This is a genomic window from Butyrivibrio sp. XPD2006, from assembly GCF_000420865.1.
Lineage (GTDB): Bacteria > Bacillota > Clostridia > Lachnospirales > Lachnospiraceae > Butyrivibrio.
This window is the reverse complement of record NZ_ATVT01000001.1, coordinates 221459-239729: the sequence shown is the minus strand read 5'-3', so window position 1 is coordinate 239729 and position 18271 is coordinate 221459. Positions and strand designations below refer to the sequence as shown.

Annotated in this window: 15 protein-coding genes; all 15 read right to left on the bottom strand. The window is 42.1% G+C overall.

Going from position 1 to position 18271, the window contains the following annotated elements; genetic code table 11:
* Positions 1-27 precede the first annotated feature (27 nt).
* A complete protein-coding gene (gene fliE, locus G590_RS0101075) occupies positions 28-369 on the bottom strand; it encodes a flagellar hook-basal body complex protein FliE (protein ID WP_022763818.1) in 342 nt (113 codons plus the stop codon).
* A 14-nt stretch (positions 370-383) separates the two neighbouring features.
* A complete protein-coding gene (flgC, locus tag G590_RS0101070) occupies positions 384-830 on the bottom strand; it encodes a flagellar basal body rod protein FlgC (RefSeq protein ID WP_022763817.1) in 447 nt (148 codons plus the stop codon).
* 15 nt (positions 831-845) lie between these two features.
* Positions 846-1241 carry a flagellar basal body rod protein FlgB gene (flgB, locus tag G590_RS0101065; RefSeq protein WP_022763816.1) on the bottom strand — a complete coding sequence of 132 codons (396 nt, stop codon included), beginning with the start codon at positions 1239-1241 and terminating at the stop codon, positions 846-848.
* Positions 1242-1448: 207 nt separating this feature from the next.
* Positions 1449-2228, bottom strand: a complete 780-nt coding sequence (gene codY / locus G590_RS0101060; protein WP_022763815.1) for a GTP-sensing pleiotropic transcriptional regulator CodY — start codon at positions 2226-2228, stop codon at positions 1449-1451.
* A 183-nt stretch (positions 2229-2411) separates the two neighbouring features.
* Entirely contained in the window at positions 2412-4109 is a 1698-nt protein-coding gene (locus G590_RS20260; RefSeq protein WP_022763814.1) for an HAD family hydrolase, read from the bottom strand.
* Positions 4110-4203: 94 nt separating this feature from the next.
* Complete coding sequence (gene topA, locus G590_RS0101050; protein ID WP_022763813.1) at positions 4204-6315, bottom strand: type I DNA topoisomerase; 2112 nt, start codon at positions 6313-6315, stop codon at positions 4204-4206.
* Between the two features lie 124 nt (positions 6316-6439).
* Entirely contained in the window at positions 6440-9199 is a 2760-nt protein-coding gene (locus G590_RS0101045; RefSeq protein ID WP_051142107.1) for an FAD-dependent oxidoreductase, read from the bottom strand.
* Between the two features lie 143 nt (positions 9200-9342).
* On the bottom strand, positions 9343-9687 hold the full coding sequence (locus tag G590_RS0101040) for a hydrogenase maturation nickel metallochaperone HypA (protein WP_022763811.1): 345 nt from the start codon (positions 9685-9687) through the stop codon (positions 9343-9345).
* A gap of 110 nt (positions 9688-9797) precedes the next feature.
* On the bottom strand, positions 9798-10466 hold the full coding sequence (gene hypB, locus G590_RS0101035) for a hydrogenase nickel incorporation protein HypB (RefSeq protein ID WP_022763810.1): 669 nt from the start codon (positions 10464-10466) through the stop codon (positions 9798-9800).
* A complete protein-coding gene (locus G590_RS0101030) occupies positions 10466-11587 on the bottom strand; it encodes a DUF5692 family protein (RefSeq protein WP_022763809.1) in 1122 nt (373 codons plus the stop codon). The genes hypB and G590_RS0101030 overlap by 1 nt, the downstream gene beginning before the upstream one ends.
* Positions 11588-11753: 166 nt before the next feature.
* On the bottom strand, positions 11754-14555 hold the full coding sequence (locus G590_RS0101025; protein ID WP_022763808.1) for a 6-pyruvoyl-tetrahydropterin synthase-related protein: 2802 nt from the start codon (positions 14553-14555) through the stop codon (positions 11754-11756).
* Complete coding sequence (locus G590_RS0101020; RefSeq protein ID WP_022763807.1) at positions 14545-15012, bottom strand: 6-carboxytetrahydropterin synthase; 468 nt, start codon at positions 15010-15012, stop codon at positions 14545-14547. The genes G590_RS0101025 and G590_RS0101020 overlap by 11 nt, the downstream gene beginning before the upstream one ends.
* Positions 15005-16186, bottom strand: a complete 1182-nt coding sequence (locus G590_RS0101015) for a hypothetical protein (RefSeq protein ID WP_022763806.1) — start codon at positions 16184-16186, stop codon at positions 15005-15007. Before G590_RS0101015 ends, G590_RS0101020 begins: the two co-directional genes overlap by 8 nt.
* Positions 16183-17544, bottom strand: a complete 1362-nt coding sequence (locus tag G590_RS17970; protein WP_022763805.1) for a TIGR03111 family XrtG-associated glycosyltransferase — start codon at positions 17542-17544, stop codon at positions 16183-16185. Before G590_RS17970 ends, G590_RS0101015 begins: the two co-directional genes overlap by 4 nt.
* A complete protein-coding gene (gene xrtG, locus G590_RS17965; RefSeq protein ID WP_022763804.1) occupies positions 17531-18235 on the bottom strand; it encodes an exosortase family protein XrtG in 705 nt (234 codons plus the stop codon). Before xrtG ends, G590_RS17970 begins: the two co-directional genes overlap by 14 nt.
* Positions 18236-18271: the final 36 nt, after the last annotated feature.

Genomic DNA, 18271 nt, shown 5'->3' with positions numbered 1-18271 from the left:
ATATACGCCCTTGAATCCCTATATCGCTCAAATCTGCATCTGCGTCAACTCCCTATACGCAGACATCGCACGATCTCTGATGGCCACTGTGTATTGAAGCGCCATCTGCGCTTTCTGAAGAGCAATCGAAAGATCGTGTGTATTCTCTGTCTGACCCAGAGCCCATTTGATTTCTTCGTTCTCTGCGTCAGAAAGATAAGCATTAGTAGTAGATATATTATCTACAGCTGCCGAGAAAATGCTTTTAAAGGATTCATCGTTTCCTGTTGAATCCCCAAGCACATTGTAAACTCTGCTGTTAGTCTTCTCAGCATGTCGTATAACATCTGATGTAACATTTCTAAGTTGCGAAATATCAAGAGATGCCATTTATCTCCCTCCCATTAACTGTTGCCAAGTTCAAGTCCCTTGGAAGCTATGTTCTTACTTGCATTAAAGGCTGTTACATTGGCCTCATATGATCTGCTGGCGTCAATAAGGTTGGTCATCTCTGTGACTGTGTTGACGTTGGGATATGTTACATATCCGTTCTCATCAGAATCCGGATGTGACGGATCGTAGACAATATTCATCTGTGTCCAGCTGTCATCCTCAACGCTTACAACCTTAACTCCCCTGCCTGAATAGTGGTCAAGTCTCTCATTTAAAATTCTTGAGAAAGGAGTCTGAGTGCCCTTCTCGGCAAATCTCACAACCTTCCTGACATAAGGAGTCCCTTCCGCTGTTCTTGTGGTGTTGGCATTGGCAATATTCTCAGAGATGATATCCATCCTGAATCTCTGAGCCGTCATACCCGATGAATTGATATTGAATGAATCAAATATATTCATGCTCTGTCCTCCTTATCATGAAGACCTTGTTACGGCACTAATGGTCTGGAACTCATGCTTGAGTCCTGCCATCAGTCCCTGGTACTTGAGCTGATTGGCTGCCAATAGAACGTTTTCGGTATCAACGTCAACGTTGTTTTTATCTGTTCTGTAGGAGAAGCCGGAATAATCATTGACCACTCTTGCCTCAAGGTGCTTATCCTTAATATCGGCAACTTTTTTGTCCATGGTCTTATATCTGGAGTGCCCCAAAGCCCTCTCCAGCTCGCTCTCAAAGTTAAGGTCCTGCCTCTTGTATCCGGGAGTATCGATATTTGCAATATTGTTAGCAATTATCTCATTCCTGGTCCATGATGCATCGGCCGCTTTATCCATGACATTAATGTAATCAAAGACATTACTGTTTATCAAAAGCCACTCCTCCTTTTTACTCTATTTAATAATAAAATTTTTTTGTGTAAAATACAAGTAAAATATACTTTATATTGTATATCGGTATATATTTTGCTACAAAATGTATGAAATAAACAAAAAAGGATTTATCGCATTTGATAAATCCTTTCATCATAATTTCCATCCATGTCGCTGATACTGTTTTTCACAATATTCATCGGCAATTTAGATTTCCTGCTTTAGCTTTTTTATCTCGCCAAAGACAACATCGTTGGTAACCTTAATGTATGTGCCCTTCATTCCTGAAGATCTCGATTCAATAACCCCAGCGCTCTCAAACTTCCTGAGGGCATTTACGATAACACTTCTTGTGATCCCAACTCTGTCAGCAATCTTGCTGGCTACCAGCACACCTTCCATTCCGTCCAGCTCATCAAATATATGAATGATGGCCTGCATCTCGGAGAAGGAAAGAGTTCCTATTGCCGATTTTACAACTGCAAGTTTTCTGCTTTCTTCTGCATTCTCCTCATTGACTGCCCTGAGCATTTCAAGTCCTACAACAGTGGTGCCGTATTCGCAGAGAATAATATCATCGATGTCGTAAGGCTTGTCGGTCTTGTATATAAAAAGAGTGCCCAGCCTCTCTCCGGCTATTTCGATTGGTGTTATTATCGCCTGGAATTTGGATGCATCTATTCCTTCAAATCCAAGAGTCTCAAGATTGACGTTTTCTTTTGTCGAAAGTATTGTTAGTAATCTTTCATTCAACATCGGATCAATAAACGAACCAACGTTATCTACCAAAAGATCGCTGAGTGAATCAACATTTTCACTTTCGCCTATACCGAGAACTTTGCCCTTTTTACTTATAACAAACATGTTGGAGGCTAAGATGTCACATAGCACTCTGCATATGTCGTTAAAGACAACCTTCCCGGAATTACTGTTGTGCAAAAGCTTGCCAATCTTTCGGGTCTTATCCAGTAGCTGTACACTACTCATCAGATTTCTCCTTTACCAGGTATTTCCCCACCTTTCATAGTGACGATTCAACATAGACGTTAAACCGTATATAAACTCACTACGCTATTTGTATCATAGCATAAATAAATAGGCGCTTCAAACAATAAAGCGCCTACAATTATGAAAAAACGTTAAAGTTTTCAGAAAATAAATATATATGGATTAGTTCGGAATATCGTAATCATAATAGTAATCAAGGCCGAAATCAGGATTCTTGGTTACGTCCTCGCCATAGATTGTTGTCCAGTCATTTTTCATTGAAACAGGAACCCAATTATGCTCTATGCTCAAATCGTGCATCTTCTTGGCCTTAGCTTCATTGCCGTATTCTCTTTCAAGATCGTCACAACAAAGCATAAACGCCAAACTCTTATACGGATTATTGTTAACCACATAATCGCACATACTGGAATCTCCGGTGCTGTTACCAAAAGCCAGTACCGGCTGTACTCCAATCTCCTGCGCTATAACGGATACTTTGTTCATCTGAAGATCTTTTGTCAGGAACTTTCCGCCGGTAATGATCTTATCACCCGGCTGCATTTGAACTTCAAGCCCATCAGCATCTCCCTGGCTGCTTGAGATAATATTCTCATCTGAACCTATAACCTGGCTCATTGGAATATTGAGCTTATCTTTTACTATTCCTCTGGATATAATTCTGTCTGTTCCGCTGACAACATATACTGTAAATCCGTTTTCCTGCAGATAATCCACAACCTCAACCATAGGCTGATAAAAAGACTCTTTTCTTGTCATTCCGTCATATCCCGGAGCCGCTTCTTCTCTGAACTTAAGAACATAGTCCATGAATTCATCCATCGTCATCCCTTTAAATGCAGAGGCAACAGCCTGTCCGTGCATATTCATCATATCCTCAGGAAATTCTCCGGTCTGTATTCCCTTAAGTATTGCGTATGCTGTCTCTTTTTCAAAGTCAGAAGCTTTGTCCTTATAATCAGGATCCTCAAGAACTCTGTATATCAAAAGACAATGATCAAAGTAATAAGGATTGGTCTCTGATATAAGTGTTCCATCCATATCAAAGACTGCAATTCGTCTGTCAACAGGTATATAATTCGGACTGTTTATATCGGTAATATCCGCCATATATGAAGTAAGTTCTGCCTTAAGAGGTGCTGAATCCGTCCAGGAAGACAGTTCTTCATAGCTTCCCGGTGTACCCGGCTGTCCCTTACTTCCGACGTTTCCAAGAGATACAACAACAAGGATAGCAGCAAGTAAAACTCCCACTGCCTGTGTCCACTTCGGAAAAGTGGTCTCAGCGCTTTCATCTGTTCCAAGCTGCTGATTTTTAGCTTTTGTAAAAAGAGCTATACTTCCTGCGATAAGTACTCCCGCCAGAGGGATAAATTTGTTGATCCTTCCGTACATTACTCCGGGGAATCCAAAGATGAAAACCAGATACAGAATGACTTCCAAAACCACGATTCCAATTGAAATTATCTCTGAATCCTTTTTATCTATTCTGTCTGCAAGGATCACACAGTTACATGCAATGACAGCCATAATGAGCCTTGTTATGCCGGATACAACAGGTTCTATTCCCGTTGTTATGATAAGAACTGCTCTTAGTATCTCCAAAAGCGCATAACAATTGATGATAAATACCAGATATTTTCTGTTTTCATCCTTAGACTTGAATGTTCCGAATCCGATGATCAAAAGACAAACCAGTGCTTGTCCGGCATAAATTATGATTCTTCTGATCTCGTGGCTTCTAAAACAGGCATAGCCCGATAAAATAAGCGCAGCCACCACAAAAACGGTTTGAGCAATGATTCCCCATCGCATTTTCTCGGAAATGCCACTTTTTCCATTTACAGAGTTGTTATCCATGATGTCTTTACCTCCATTTCGTATATAAATATTATTATAAACCAAAAAAAGACCCGGACCTTAATCAGTCCGAGTCTTTATGATTTTTTTATGTTTAGTTGTTTTCTTTATTCTCTTTGTCCTCGACCCATCCGCATTCCGGATTGCCACAAGCAAGCTTATTGTTCTTGGCATACATTACGCCGCCGCACTTAGGACACTTCTTGGATACAGGTCTCTGCCATGACATGAAGTCGCAGTTAGGGTTATCGATACATCCGTAGAATATTCTGCCCTTCTTGGTTCTCTTAAGAACAATGTCTTTGCCGCACTTAGGACAGCTTGCTCCGATCTTCTCAAAGTAAGGCTTGGTGTTTTTGCACTCAGGGAATCCCGGACATGCCAGGAATTTACCGTGAGGGCCATACTTGATAACCAGATTTCTGCCGCAAAGTTCACAAATTTCATCTGTTGCCTCATCCTGAACCTGAACCTTCTCAAGTTCTTCCTCGGCAGCCTTCACAGCCTTGTCGAGATCAGGATAGAAATTCTCTATAACAGTCTTCCACTTAACATCACCTTCAGCAATTCCATCAAGAAGTGCTTCCATATTGGATGTAAAGTTTACGTCCACAATCTGAGGGAAGGCATCCATCATCATCTTGTTTACAGCCTGGCCAAGCTCTGTAATGAAAAGAGATTTGTTTTCTTTCGTAATGTAGTGCCTTGCCATGATAGTTGAAATTGTAGGCGCATAAGTACTTGGTCTGCCAATTCCGAGAGCTTCAAGGTCGTGAACCAGAGAAGCTTCTGTATAATGAGGAGCCGGCTGTGTAAAGTGCTGTGCTGACTCAAATGAATCAAATTTAAGTTTGGTATTTGTATCAAGGTTCTTCATGAGAGCATTCTTCTCAATCTGATCCTCATCATCAGTATAGACATTAAGGAAACCGTCAAAAACAGTCTTGGATGCAGCCACGGTAAATCTGTGCTCTCCTGCATCAATCTTGACAGAAGTGGTCTCATACTTGGCAGCAGCCATTCTGCTTGCCATAAATCTTCTCCAGATAAGCTGATAAAGCCTGAACTGATCTCTGGAGAGATAATCCTTGACCATCACGGGAGTGTGATCAATGTATGTGGGACGGATCGCCTCATGAGCATCCTGTATCTTACCTTCCGTCTTCTTGGCTCCTGCTCCGTCAGCAAGGTATTTATCGCCAAAATTCTTGACTATATAATCATTGGCTGCCGCAACAGCTTCATCGGATACACGGGTTGAATCGGTACGAAGATAAGTTATAAGACCTACTGTTCCCTCTTTTCCGAGTTCAATTCCTTCATAAAGCTGCTGAGCTACTCTCATTGTCTTCTGAGTTGAGAAGTTAAGAGCCTTGGAAGCTTCCTGCTGAAGTGTTGATGTTGTAAAAGGAAGCGGAGCCTTCTTGGTTCTCTCACCTTTCTTGACATCACTTACAACAAACTTCTTGCCCTCAATTGCCTTACATATCTCATCAAGTTCCTTCTTTGATGAAATCTCTTTCTTGTCGTTCCCGATACCGTAATAGTGTGCAACAAGCGGCTTCTTCTCGCCTTCAGCCATAAGCTTGGCATCCAGTGTCCAATATTCTGTAGGAATAAAGGAATCTATCTCTTCCTCTCTGTCGGCAATTATCCTAAGTGCCACAGACTGAACACGACCTGCTGAAAGTCCGCGCTTTATTTTGGACCAGAGAAGCGGAGAAATCTCATAACCCACCATTCTGTCAAGAACACGTCTTGCCTGCTGTGCATCAACAAGATTCATGTCTATGTCTCTTGGATGCTTCATAGCTTCCTTGACAGCATTCTTAGTGATCTCGTTAAAGGTCACTCTCTGAACCTTGGCATCGGCTTCATCAAGCTTAAGTGCAGAGCACAGGTGCCAACTGATAGCTTCTCCCTCACGATCCGGGTCGGTTGCGAGATAAACTTTGTCAGCCTTCTTGACCTGTCTTCTGAGTTCAGCAAGAACATCTCCCTTTCCTCTGATAGTTATATACTTGGGCTCATAGCCATGCTCGATATCAATTCCCATGGTACTTCTGGGAAGATCCCTTACATGTCCGTTACTGGCTGCCACTTCATAGCCGCTGCCCAAAAATTTCTTAATAGCCTTTACCTTTGTAGGTGACTCAACAATAAGTAATGAATTCTTTTTAGTAGTATTAGTTTTCTTAGTCGCCATTAGCTATAATAATGCCCCTTTTTTTATTTAGCCCGAAAGCTCGCTTCTTATTAATAAACATTTTTAAAGATTAAGTCAAGTGTACATTTTTGTTCACTTGACTTAATCTTAAATGAAATATCGATTATTTATCACTCTCAGGCAGCCATGCTGTCTCTTTTGGAGTCTTTTTAATGAATGGCCTTGCAACAGCCTGTTTAAGGCCGTTTGGAAGGATGTATTTAAGCTTGTCCTCTGCCTTTCTCATTGTTGAAGCTCCTGGGTTATCCCTGGTGAGTTTGATAGCGTCAAACTCGCATCTAGTTGTGCAAAGTCCGCAGCCCACACACTTGTTAGGATCAACGATTGAAGCTCCGCAGCCAAGACATCTGGATGTCTCTTTCTTAATCTGTTCCTCTGTAAGGAGCTGTCTGGTATCTCTGAATGTCAGCTTGCCGTCTTCAGTCTTACCAACACCGGGGTGCTGGCGTCCAACATGGTCATAATCTTTAATTGATATATCATCCTTATCCAACTCAATGAAGAAGTTAGGATCACGACCTATTGTAAGTGAGGAATGAGGCTGTACAAATCTGTGAATAGACTCTGCTCCTTCTTTTCCGCATGCAATGGCATCAATGGCAAATCTAGGTCCATAGAACATGTCTCCGCCAACAAATATGTCTTTTACGGAAGTCTGGAATGTTACACTGTCTGCAACAGGAGCCGGTCCTCTGAACTCTACGTTCTCATCCTTAAGAAGGTCTCCCCAAACGGTTGCCTGACCTACTGCAAGAATAACATTGGAGCATGCAATCTCCATAGTCTGGCTCTCATCGTACTGTGGATCGAATCGTCCCTCTGCATTCTTAACCTGTGTGCACTTCTTGAATACGATGCCCTTAACTTTACCGTTCTCTTTGAGGATCTCCTTTGGTCCCCATCCGCCCTGAAGAATAATTCCTTCGGACTCTGCAACTTCGATTTCCTCAGGAAGAGCCGGCATAATGTCTCTTGTTTCAAGAGATACCTGAGTAACCTTGGATGAACCGCAGCGAATAGCAGTACGGCTTACGTCTATAGCAACATTTCCGCCACCGATTACTACAGTGTCACCACTAAGTTTGTAATTCTCATCGTCAATTACATCATGGAGGATGTCCACGCCCTTGATAACGCCCTCTGCGTCCTCTCCGGGTACATTAATTCCTCTGCCGCCCTGACATCCGATAGCGATATAAAATGCCTTGTAGCCTTCATCTCTGAGCTGCTTAAGAGTAATGTCTTTTCCGACTTCTACTCCAAGACGGATATCTACTCCAAGGTCTCTTAAAACGTCTACTTCAGCCTCGATAACATCCTTCTCCATTACAAAGGAAGGAATTCCGTATGTAACCATTCCGCCGGCTTTCTTATTCTTATCAAAAAGAGTTGGCTTATAGCCCTTAAGAGCCAGGTAATAAGCGCAGGAAATACCTGCAGGGCCCGCACCGACGATAGCTACTTTCTCATCAAAGCCTCCGCCGATCTTAGGAATTACCTTATCCGGTACAAAGCGTGTCTCAGACTTAAGATCGCGCATAGCAACGAACTTCTTGATCTCATCGATTGCAAGAGCCTCATCAATTGTTCCTCTGGTACATGCATCCTCACAACGTCTGTTACAAACATGTCCGCAAACAGCCGGAAGCGGATTGTACTTCTTGATAAGGGCAAGAGCCTCATCGTATCTGCCCTGTGAAGCCATCTTAATATATCCCTGTACGGGAAGATGTGCAGGACATGCAGTCTTACAAGGAGCTGTACCTGTTTTGTGAGTGTTGATGCGGTTTATGTCACGATAATCCTCAGTCCACATATCCGTAGACCACTTCTTCTCTGTAGGAAGAGGCATCTTAGGATAAATAACCTCGCTGCCGTCCTTCTTGCAGAGCTTCTGACCAAGAGTCGCAGCACCGGCAGGACAAACCTCAACGCAGCGTCCGCAAGCTACGCAGTTATTCTTGTCAACGTGAGCAACATATGCTGAACGTGACATATTAGGTGTATTAAAGAGCTGTGATGTACGAAGCGCATAGCATACGTTTACATTACAGTTACAAATAGCGAAAATCTTCTCTGATCCATCGATGTTTGTGATCTGATGTACAAATCCGTTATCTTCAGCCTGCTTGAAAATCTCAAGGGCTTCTTCCTTGGTAATGTAACGTCCATCCTTCTGAGTCTCAACGACGTAGTCAGCCATATCGCCAACTGCGATGCACCATCCTTCAGGATCATCCGCACAACCCTGATCATAGGTCTTTCTTGATCTTCTGCAGGAACAAGGAGAAGCTGCATACTTGCCCTCATAGTAATCAAGCCAGTATGAGATCTTCTCAAGACCTATAGCGCTGCCCTGCATTTCAATAGCCTTCTCAACAGGGATTACATGCATTCCTACACCTGCGCCGCCCTGAGGAACCATATGTGTAAGTCCCTCAAGAGGAATACGTGTCATTCTCTCAAAGAAAGGACCGCCTTCAGGATGCGCTGCAAGTACCTTGCCGTTCATGTTTGAGAACTCTGCAGATCCGGGAACAAACATAGGAAGCACATACTGCTTCTCATGCTTCGGATTCTCATAGTTCCACTCTATGATGCCGTTATATGACATTTCATCCAGGTGCTTCTGAAGTTCCTCCTTGGAGTACTCAGGACAAAGAGCTGCGATCTGCTCAAAAGTCTTGGGTTTACGCTTTTCCATCTTAAGCGCTATCTCGCACTGCTCATCTGTAATAAGATTATATACGCCCCAATACTCAGGGCTCTCTTTTGTTATCTTCTTGATTCCGAGTTTGATTTCTTTTCTGTCGGTAATATGTGTCACAAGCCTTGCCAGTGGCTCTCTGAAAGGAGCATCCATATCAACTGTCTCAGGAATGACTCCTGCTCTCGGATCTACCTTGTTTCTATTAGGATCTAAGGAATAGGGGGTCATTAAATCCTTCATATCAAATTGCTCTTTATTCATCTCTTACCCTCATCTTTCTTGATTTGACAAATAGTTTATGTAGCCGCTATCTCTTTTATCATGAATTCGTTTCCCTTCAAGAGATAGGTGTGCTCGCTTCCGCAATTGGGACATATCTTGCCATATGTCACAGTTTCGTATTCGCTCTTACAGTCCTCACAATAGGTCACAGCAGGAAGGGTTTCTATGATAAGCTCTGAGTCTTTCATAAGCTCTGTCCTGTTTGCAGCCCATTTCCATGCGTCTGTAAGAAGCGATGGAACAACGCCGGACACCTCTCCCAGCTGCAGAGTAACCGAATGAATTTTCTCAAGTTCGTTCTCTTTTCCAAGTTCCGTAAGATCGTCTATTATGCGAAAAACAACTCCTAATTCATGCATGTTTTTACCTGTCTGCCTTTTAATTTTTTCGAAAAAAATGCCGAGCGATAACGCATAAACTTCCCCTGTTTATCGCCCGGCATCTCTATAGTCTCTTTGCCAATGATTATTTACTTGATACTCTCATCGATATTCTCTGAAAGCCACTTAGCCCATTCCTCTATTCCCTCGCCTGTCTTGGCACAGATAGGAATAACCTTAGCCTTGGGATTGCGCATATGGATGTACTCCTTGCACTTCTCAAGATCGAAGTCGAAGTATGGCATTACGTCTATCTTGTTGATAAGTACAACATCACAGATAGAGAACATAAGCGGATACTTCAGGGGCTTGTCATGTCCCTCAGGAACTGAGAGTATCATGGCATTCTTGGTGCTGCCGGTATCAAATTCAGCAGGACATACAAGATTTCCAACGTTTTCAAGGATTGCAAAATCAACATCCTCAAGACCCAGCTCTTTAAGTCCCTGTCTTGTCATATCAGCATCCAGGTGGCACATTCCACCGGTATGAAGCTGAATTGACTTAACTCCTGTAGCTGCTATAGTCTTGGCATCAACGTCTGAATCGATGTCCGCTTCCATTACACCAATTCTGTATTTATCCTTAAGGGCCTCAATAGTCCTGGTAAGAGTTGTTGTCTTACCTGACCCCGGGGATGACATCAGGTTCAAAAGAAATGTCTTAGATTCCTTAAGTTCTCCTCGTAGTCTCTCTGCATCCTGGTCGTTACTCTCAAAAACACTTCTTTTTACTTCAATAACTCTGATGTTATCCATTAAATTTCTGCCCTTTCCATGGCAAGATCAAAGTCCTTAGTACCAACGAATACGTTGTTGGAGTAAGGGTTCTTGCCCATCTTGATTGATCTCTTAATGATCTCAGCCATGCAGATCACGTTAATGGCAATTGCAAGAATAGCTACAACGCCCTGTGCTGTAGGATTAGCTGTGATGCCGAGTGCTGAGATAGCCTCTCCGGCTGCTGCAGTTTTACCTGCACCTGAATTATACAGGGAAATAGCTTTCTCGTAAAGCATTGCTGTGTTTACACCGGCCTCTGTTGCTCCGCCGTAAATTGAAGGAAGTGCTGCCTGGAATCTTCCAACAAGCTGGAATGTAGGAACAACCTGTGCCCACATGCACCAGATAGCAAGTGTATTAGCACGGTTCTGGATCCATGCGCCCTTGTTCCAGAATGCGTTAGCAAATGTAGGAGCAAGAAGAAGTGCAACACCACAGTACCATGAGTGTGTAGGAAGGTTGAGGTATGTGTACTCAAAATTCCATACATCGTATGCAAGAATGAACCATACTGTCATATCAGGCCAAAGCATATCAGCATGATTCTTGTCCTTGGATGAATAAAGGTGAATACATCCTGTCATACAGAAGATGTTGATAAGACCTGCAATGGCGTTAACAACGTTCCACCATCCGCCGTAGATGAATACACCTTCGTTGGATGCCCACCAAGCACCTGAAAGGTTGCCGGCGATCTTGTAAGATGCGATAGCTGACTCCATATCAGATACATTAGCGATCATGATGTTGGCAGCAACGATGAACCATGGGAACCACTTGAACCATTTTTCCTTGCCGATGCCCCATTTGTACTTGATCATCATGAAGCCTACGCAACCGATATCAGCAGCGTAAAGCTTGAAATAATGGAACCATCCGTCCATGTATGCAACTGTTGGGTTTGCCTTGCCACCAAACATACCAACATGTGCAAGAATAAAATAAATAGTTAAAATTGTAGGAATGATAACAAAAACTAACATTCCGCCGGCCTTTGTTCTACGACCGATCTCGTTCATGAGAATAAGACCCACAAACACCAGTACCCAGCCTATGAGCTGCATAGAAGCAGCATCGCTATAGAGTTGGAATAACATAACAAAATCCTCCTTTGACATTGCATATTTATATTTTTGCGCAATATCACTACATTATGTTATTGTAGCATATTGCACAATAATATACAAGGTTTTAACGCTTTATTTGTCTAAAGTGGGGCACTGTTTTTTGTAATATCAGTTTCCGCAAAAACGTTTTAATCCTTCAGTTTCCAAATGGAATATCGAAATCATCTCCTGCTTTAATCGGAATATCAAAGTCTGTAGCGGTGCCCTTTTCAGATTTAGACTCTGCTAACTTCCGAGGCTCTTTTTCCGAAATTATTTCGGATTCATTTTCAGGCTCTTCTTCATGAATAATCTGCTCAGTTTCCTTTTCAATTATTTTTTCTGTCAGTTTTTCTTCAGCCTCTTCTGTCTTTTCTTCTACTTCTTCTTTATCTTCTTTATCTTCTTTATCTTCTACCTTTTCTTCCTGTTCAATTTCCTTCAATTCAGGATAGTAATACTCTTTTTCCTCTGTCTCCTTTTGCTCTTCCTTCTTCGCTTTTACCTTGATAAGTCCTCTGTCCACAAGGTCAGATCTTCTTACATACCAGAGAAGTATTATCAGCATCAAAAGTCCCAGTGCCGTCACAATAATACTCTCAACAAGATACGGATAAACAATCCTTATCTTTGTCATTCCGCTTCTTGTTATAAGAAGTCCGTTATCAACAAATATGCTCTGCTCGGAATTAAAGCAGTCATGATATGCAAGCCCCGTATTTATATAATCGACATTGGAATCAACAGTGATCTCATTGGTCCCATAGTTTATTGATATCGGATATATCTCTCTTTCCGGAAGTATCCCCGGCTCCATTCCCATTACCCACTGCATTAGTTTCTCTGCATTGGTATCCTGAGTAAGATAGTAATAAAACGGAATATTGAGTCCAATGTAGCAGATATTATCGTTGAGTCCTGTACCGAAAAATGCCAGTTCAACATTATTATCCGAAATGGTTCCTCCAACATTCTGCAGTCCGTTCAGATAGTAAGTTACCCACTTTGAGTATCCCCTGGGGAACAGATCACAGTCCATTTCTCCAAAATCCCTGGTATACAGAATAGGATATCCGTTCTCAAACTGAACAACGTTACAGGTAACGCCAAGGAACGTCTTGGATCTGGTCTCACGGTCTTCCGGCATTCCATCTGCGAGGATCACTATCCTTACACCGTTCTCCGAAAGAGTTTTAACCATATCCTCAGCCCTGGCTCTGTCCTCATAGAAGAATCCACTGAGGTAAACCGTTTTAAACTGTGACAGATACTCATATGAATAGTGGTCTATATAGTAGTCACCGGTCTCTTTGATATTGGGAAATGCCAGCGAGAGACTGTATGCACTGTATCCGATTCCTATAGCATCATATTTGGCTTTCGTGCCGTAGGTTCCGTCAACATTTAAGTGATACAGCATATAACCTTCATTTTCATCAATAATGTCATAGCCGAGACTCTCTGCCGCTTTATCGAGTTTTACAAGAGTCCTCTCGCCATATGTTGCCTGTGCTTTCTGAATAATTATGGTATCTGCCCCAAGTTCGATGCATCTGTCAAACAGATAAGCAAAATACTCATCACTCATGGCACTGTTAAGGCGCTTTGTATTACCGGAAGTGGCCGAATATTGCCATCCGCTTCCGAATACACTCATATTCTCTCCGCCAAAATCGCTTATCAGAAAAGCGCCTTCAGCTCCAAGGCTTGAAAGGTCAAAAAGAGCTATTCGCTGTACGCAGAGCTCTTTTGCCTCCTTGATCAGTGTATCCTCGCTCTCCTTGATATACCTTGACTGAGGAGCCCTGTTGTTCTGCTGTCCGATTATCCAATAGAATGAAGGAACGCAGTCAGCGCATATAAGAACGATAAACAGTATCAGTACCCACTTCCTGAGCTTGTCCCAGTACAGTACTCCAATCAGAACAAGAGCCAGCGCAATAGACAAAAATCTCAGCATTAAAAGCAGTTCCGATCCCGGAACGATACTGATAACCACATATGCCGATGCTGCAGTAAGCAGAACTATTATGATAGCTGTAATAAATCCCGGAGCAGATGATTTATTGCTGGCAAGAGCTCCAAGGATCGCAATTATAAACAATGACAATCCAAAATACGCCAGTTCCGGTGACTTGGTCATTCTAAGCACAGGATTCAAGGTCACAAGAATACTCTGAAAGAATACGGCTGCATACTCTTCACCTTCCGCGGCAATATTTCCCTTTATGTACGGAACAAGAAACATTCCGCTCAGCAAAAACGAAACAACAATGCCCGCAATAATCTTTGCGATACGTCTTCTCTTTTTCTGAAAGATTCTGAAGATAACAAGAAAGACAACTGTCCCGACCGTTGTCATCTTTGCAAATTCATAGTTGCTTTGGATCATCAGGAAAAGAGCCAGTACCACCCCCAGAATATGTACCCAATATCCATTTTCCAGAAACTGATATACCGAATAAAACAGTAATGGCAAAAAGACATATGCCAATGACTTCGCGATATTTCCTTCAACAAACAACGTGTATATATTGTTCGGCAGAAAGAACCATATTATTCCGAATAACAGGCCGGTAACAGGTCTTTTCCGAAGCATCCCGATAATTGTCCAGGCAGCAAGTCCCAAACAGAAGATGCATGACACATAATAAAGATATGCACTAAAAACGTTGCCCCCGGCTGCAAATTCGCATACCGCAAACAGTATAGGGGAAAGCGGAGTCTGGTATCTGAACAACTCAATACCGTTGTACATGAGCCTTGAATATAGAGGAATGCTCATCTGCCTGTTAAGGGATTTGTAGATAACATCTCCCCTGAAAATATGGTACATAGTATCAGAACCAGAAGGGTAGAGACCTCCGGCCGCCAGAAAATCCATCAAAACCACGGAGATTACTGCCCCGAATATGAACATAAATACTATAACAATGAAATTTGTAACCTTATTCTTCATTTATGCTCTCTTCGACTATTGAATGTATGATATTTCCAAGAGCATTTCTTGTATGCTCCTGAAGATCATTTAAGTATTCATCTCTTCCTCTGAAGGAATATATATATGTTCTCGACGGAGTCTCGCTTGCTTCAACCTTGATAAGAAGTCCGCCTATTCTTTTTACTTCCTCGTAAAAATGAGGCGCAAAGTAGTCCATCATATTCTCAAGCGTCGGTATCACGTGATCAAAAGGAGGGATATCATTGATGAGCTTGTCCTGATAGGGCTCAAGATATTCATCAACAGCCTTCTCAAAGTCAAGAAACTTGATGAATTTGTCCTTATCTACAAGCACCTCAATTACAAATTCCCAGGTGTGTGGGTGACTCTCACCTTTTTTCCCATTGAATATAACGAAGTGATTGGCGTTTAAATACAATTTGAACTTATACTCTCGCAGCGCATCATTACGCATTCTTCTTGTCCTCTGTGTTTTCGCTCTTTGTTCTGTATCTTGACTCTGTCCTGCTGTCAGGTCTCATGACCTTTCCTGTCTCAACACCGGTCAGTGGAGGATTTCCCATACGTTCCATTATCTTGTTAAACTTCTCTTCCATGGCAGTTGCAGTGGCCGCTGTCTCACTTCCCAAGAACTCACAGTCTCCCTTTACTGCCTTGGAAAGCTCTTTTGCCTTGGTTGCATTGCATTTAACGCTTAAAATCAGTGCAAGATGAAGTCTGCCATCATAGAATCTGATATCATGCTTGCCAAGAGTTACACAGTTTCTTCCAAAGAATCTTGATACAGTCTCCTTGTCACCGTACCTAAAAGCGATAAACGAAATCGGGAAGGCAGCTCTTTTATCCTTGTACTCTTCCATAAACAGCCTGACTGTGGGAAGTGAAAAGAGATTCTTCCTGTTATCATAGATTTCATCCGTCGTCAGTTTCTCATTTAATTTTTCTACCGCACTGTTAACTTCCTTCAGTTCCTGCCCTGTCTCAAATATCTTCTTCTGCATGATATTGTGCATGATCGTAAGAATGATAGGCATGATAAATATCAGTGAATAAACAACGATAAAGATGATGATCATCTCCATCTTGGAGCCCAGGAATTTATTGTTATCAAGAAGTACTGTGGTATTTGTTAAAAGACATATCCTGTATTCCTCACCACCGTACTCAAAAAGAGCGCCACTTGCTATATAATCTTTTCCGTCAAGTTCTATTCTCTCGTGATTAACTTTATTAACTATCAGGTTATCGATAAAGTTCGTAGCCGAGTCGGATCTGTAATATGAATTTGCCGTCAGCGACTGATATCTGTTGGTTTCAAGAGCATCCTTAACATAGAGCATTGTCTGTTCTTTTGAAAATGTCCAATAGCGGTTTGATGAAGAATCCAGAGTACTAAGGATATTCTCTATAATCTCCTGATCGGTCCTGTTTTCTTTCAGGTTAATCTGGTCAATAACCAGCTGAACATACGAATCCTGCTGGGTTGCGCACACGTCAATAAGACCGTCCTCATATCTTTGCATTTCAAAGAATGTGAGCCCGGCAAGGCCTGCTACAACAACTGCCATCAGAATCAGCACCAGTGTAACGCTTATATACTTTTTCTTGTTCTTTTTCTTCTTACTCATGGCTCATTCAGGAAAGAATAAAGTCTCTTGCTGATGCTCGTAAGTTTCATGGCTTCCGCCTTAACTTCCTGTTTGTACTCCTCTATCTCTTCGGTCAGTGTCTTGGTCTTCCATGCACTGGTGGTATTCATACTGTTGAAGATTCCGGTAAGTCTGATAAAGAATGTCAGGACATTAAAAAGCGGAAGGATCGGAACCACCCACCAAAGAGTCCTGTAGTACTTCTTTATGTCAGGAAACTCCTCCAAAAAAAGATTAATTGAAATGAAATATAAATAGGCGATGATGATATAGCAGATCATTACAAGTATGGTTGAATAAACGATCATGGTGGTCGAAAAGCCCATCAGGAAAAGACATAACAGAGCAACGCACCAGATTACTCTCGGAAACGCAAAGGTGTGATCGTAAATAAGAGTCCTTACATTTACATCTCTGAGAATCCTTATAGGTCTAAAGCTTCTTGAATCAAAAAGCTTGGCAACTTCCAAAGAACCTCTTTGCCATCTCTGCCTCTGAGTATAGAGTTTATTCATGCCCTCTATCGGACCCACAAAATATATGGCGTTATCACAGAGCTTAACCTTCTGCCCCATGAGATATCTCATCTGGAATGTGATCTGAGTATCTTCTGCAATGGTGTTAGTGTTGTACATTCGCGACTTGAGCACTGTCGATTTTCTGAAAGCCGAGAAAGCACCTGATAATGTGTACACGTTGTTATTCTCAGATGCATAGCTTCGTCCTGCCAGAAACGCCTCGACATACTCAACAAATTCGATCTGTCTAAGAAGTCTTGAGAAAAAATGCCTGTACTCCTCGATCTGTTCAGGAATTGTAAGTATTGCCCCTGTCATACAGCCTATGGTGTGATCAGATTCAAACTCATCCACCATGTTCTGAAGTGCATGTTTCTCCAGCACTCCGTCGGAATCAATGTTTATGATATATTTTCCTGTACTGTTATAGAGCGCCATGTTCAAAGCCCTGGATTTTCCCTGTCTGGCGTTAAGCCACTGCATCCTGATGGTGGGAAATTCCTTCTGAGCTTCAGTATATACATGAAACGAATCATCTTTTGTTCTGTTGTTTACAAGATAAACTCTTATCTTGCTGTCGTCATAAGTCGACTCGTGAATTGACTTGATGCAGTCATGAAGGGATTCACTGGAGTTATATACCGGTATGATCAGTGATATCTCCGGATAGGCCTGAGGCTTTGGCGGATGATAGTTTCTGATCCTCTTTTTTATAAGGACTATGGCACTGCCGATAGAGGGGATAATCTCCATCATAAAAGGGATGATTATCCACGCGCCCCAGAATATAAAGGAGTTTAGTAGATTATTTATTCTCATCCTCTTTTTCCTCTGCTTTTTCTTCAGAAGTATCCTTTGTTTCTGCAGCCTTCTCTTTGTCATAAGAGAAGCTTCCAACCTTCATCCTCACTACCTGAGATTTGGTAAATACATAGAAGTAAAGAATTATGGTTGCTGCGTAAAAGAAAATTCTGCCCACGTAAGTATGCGCAATATAATACATATCCTCGCCTCCGAAGTGTATCATTGTGGCGATAATGATAATTCTGAGTGCATTGGCTACGATGATATAGATAAATCCAACGGCTGAAAGGATTGCCCTTTCCGATACCGAGTAAACTCTGTAGAAAGTCAGTATAGACAGGTAGACCATTATTTCGATGATGCCCGAACATTCAAAGTCTATCTGAAGAGTTATCGATCCGGATTTTGTTGCGACAAACAAAATTCCGTATTTAAAGAAGGGAGTAAATGTGCCGGTGAGTCTTCCTACAAAACCGGCAAGAGCTGCAACTATCCTTGCCAGAGGCTGAGTCGCCCAAGGCCTGACAAACACCATCATAAGTACAAACATTCCGAGCATGCCGACAGTAATAAATGCCGCCTGGTTATTAACTCTGTAAAAGATCCTTAGGTTAATAAGCCAGATTGCTGTCAGCACCACAAAAATGATTATCATAGTGGTTGTCGAAAAATTGATAGTCGAAAAAAAGGTAGTCAATCTTTGCATAAAAACAGCCTCCCTTGTAATAAATGATATCACCAG

Coding starts and splice junctions, on each gene's coding strand:
- fliE (WP_022763818.1), bottom strand. CDS start 369: ATGGCATCTCTTGATATTTCGCAACTTAGAAATGTTACATCAGATGTT.
- flgC (WP_022763817.1), bottom strand. CDS start 830: ATGAATATATTTGATTCATTCAATATCAATTCATCGGGTATGACGGCT.
- codY (WP_022763815.1), bottom strand. CDS start 2,228: ATGAGTAGTGTACAGCTACTGGATAAGACCCGAAAGATTGGCAAGCTT.
- G590_RS20260 (WP_022763814.1), bottom strand. CDS start 4,109: ATGGATAACAACTCTGTAAATGGAAAAAGTGGCATTTCCGAGAAAATG.
- topA (WP_022763813.1), bottom strand. CDS start 6,315: ATGGCGACTAAGAAAACTAATACTACTAAAAAGAATTCATTACTTATT.
- G590_RS0101045 (WP_051142107.1), bottom strand. CDS start 9,199: ATGGATGCTCCTTTCAGAGAGCCACTGGCAAGGCTTGTGACACATATT.
- G590_RS0101040 (WP_022763811.1), bottom strand. CDS start 9,687: ATGCATGAATTAGGAGTTGTTTTTCGCATAATAGACGATCTTACGGAA.
- hypB (WP_022763810.1), bottom strand. CDS start 10,466: ATGGATAACATCAGAGTTATTGAAGTAAAAAGAAGTGTTTTTGAGAGT.
- G590_RS0101030 (WP_022763809.1), bottom strand. CDS start 11,587: ATGTTATTCCAACTCTATAGCGATGCTGCTTCTATGCAGCTCATAGGC.
- G590_RS0101025 (WP_022763808.1), bottom strand. CDS start 14,555: ATGAAGAATAAGGTTACAAATTTCATTGTTATAGTATTTATGTTCATA.
- G590_RS0101020 (WP_022763807.1), bottom strand. CDS start 15,012: ATGCGTAATGATGCGCTGCGAGAGTATAAGTTCAAATTGTATTTAAAC.
- G590_RS0101015 (WP_022763806.1), bottom strand. CDS start 16,186: ATGAGTAAGAAGAAAAAGAACAAGAAAAAGTATATAAGCGTTACACTG.
- G590_RS17970 (WP_022763805.1), bottom strand. CDS start 17,544: ATGAGAATAAATAATCTACTAAACTCCTTTATATTCTGGGGCGCGTGG.
- xrtG (WP_022763804.1), bottom strand. CDS start 18,235: ATGCAAAGATTGACTACCTTTTTTTCGACTATCAATTTTTCGACAACC.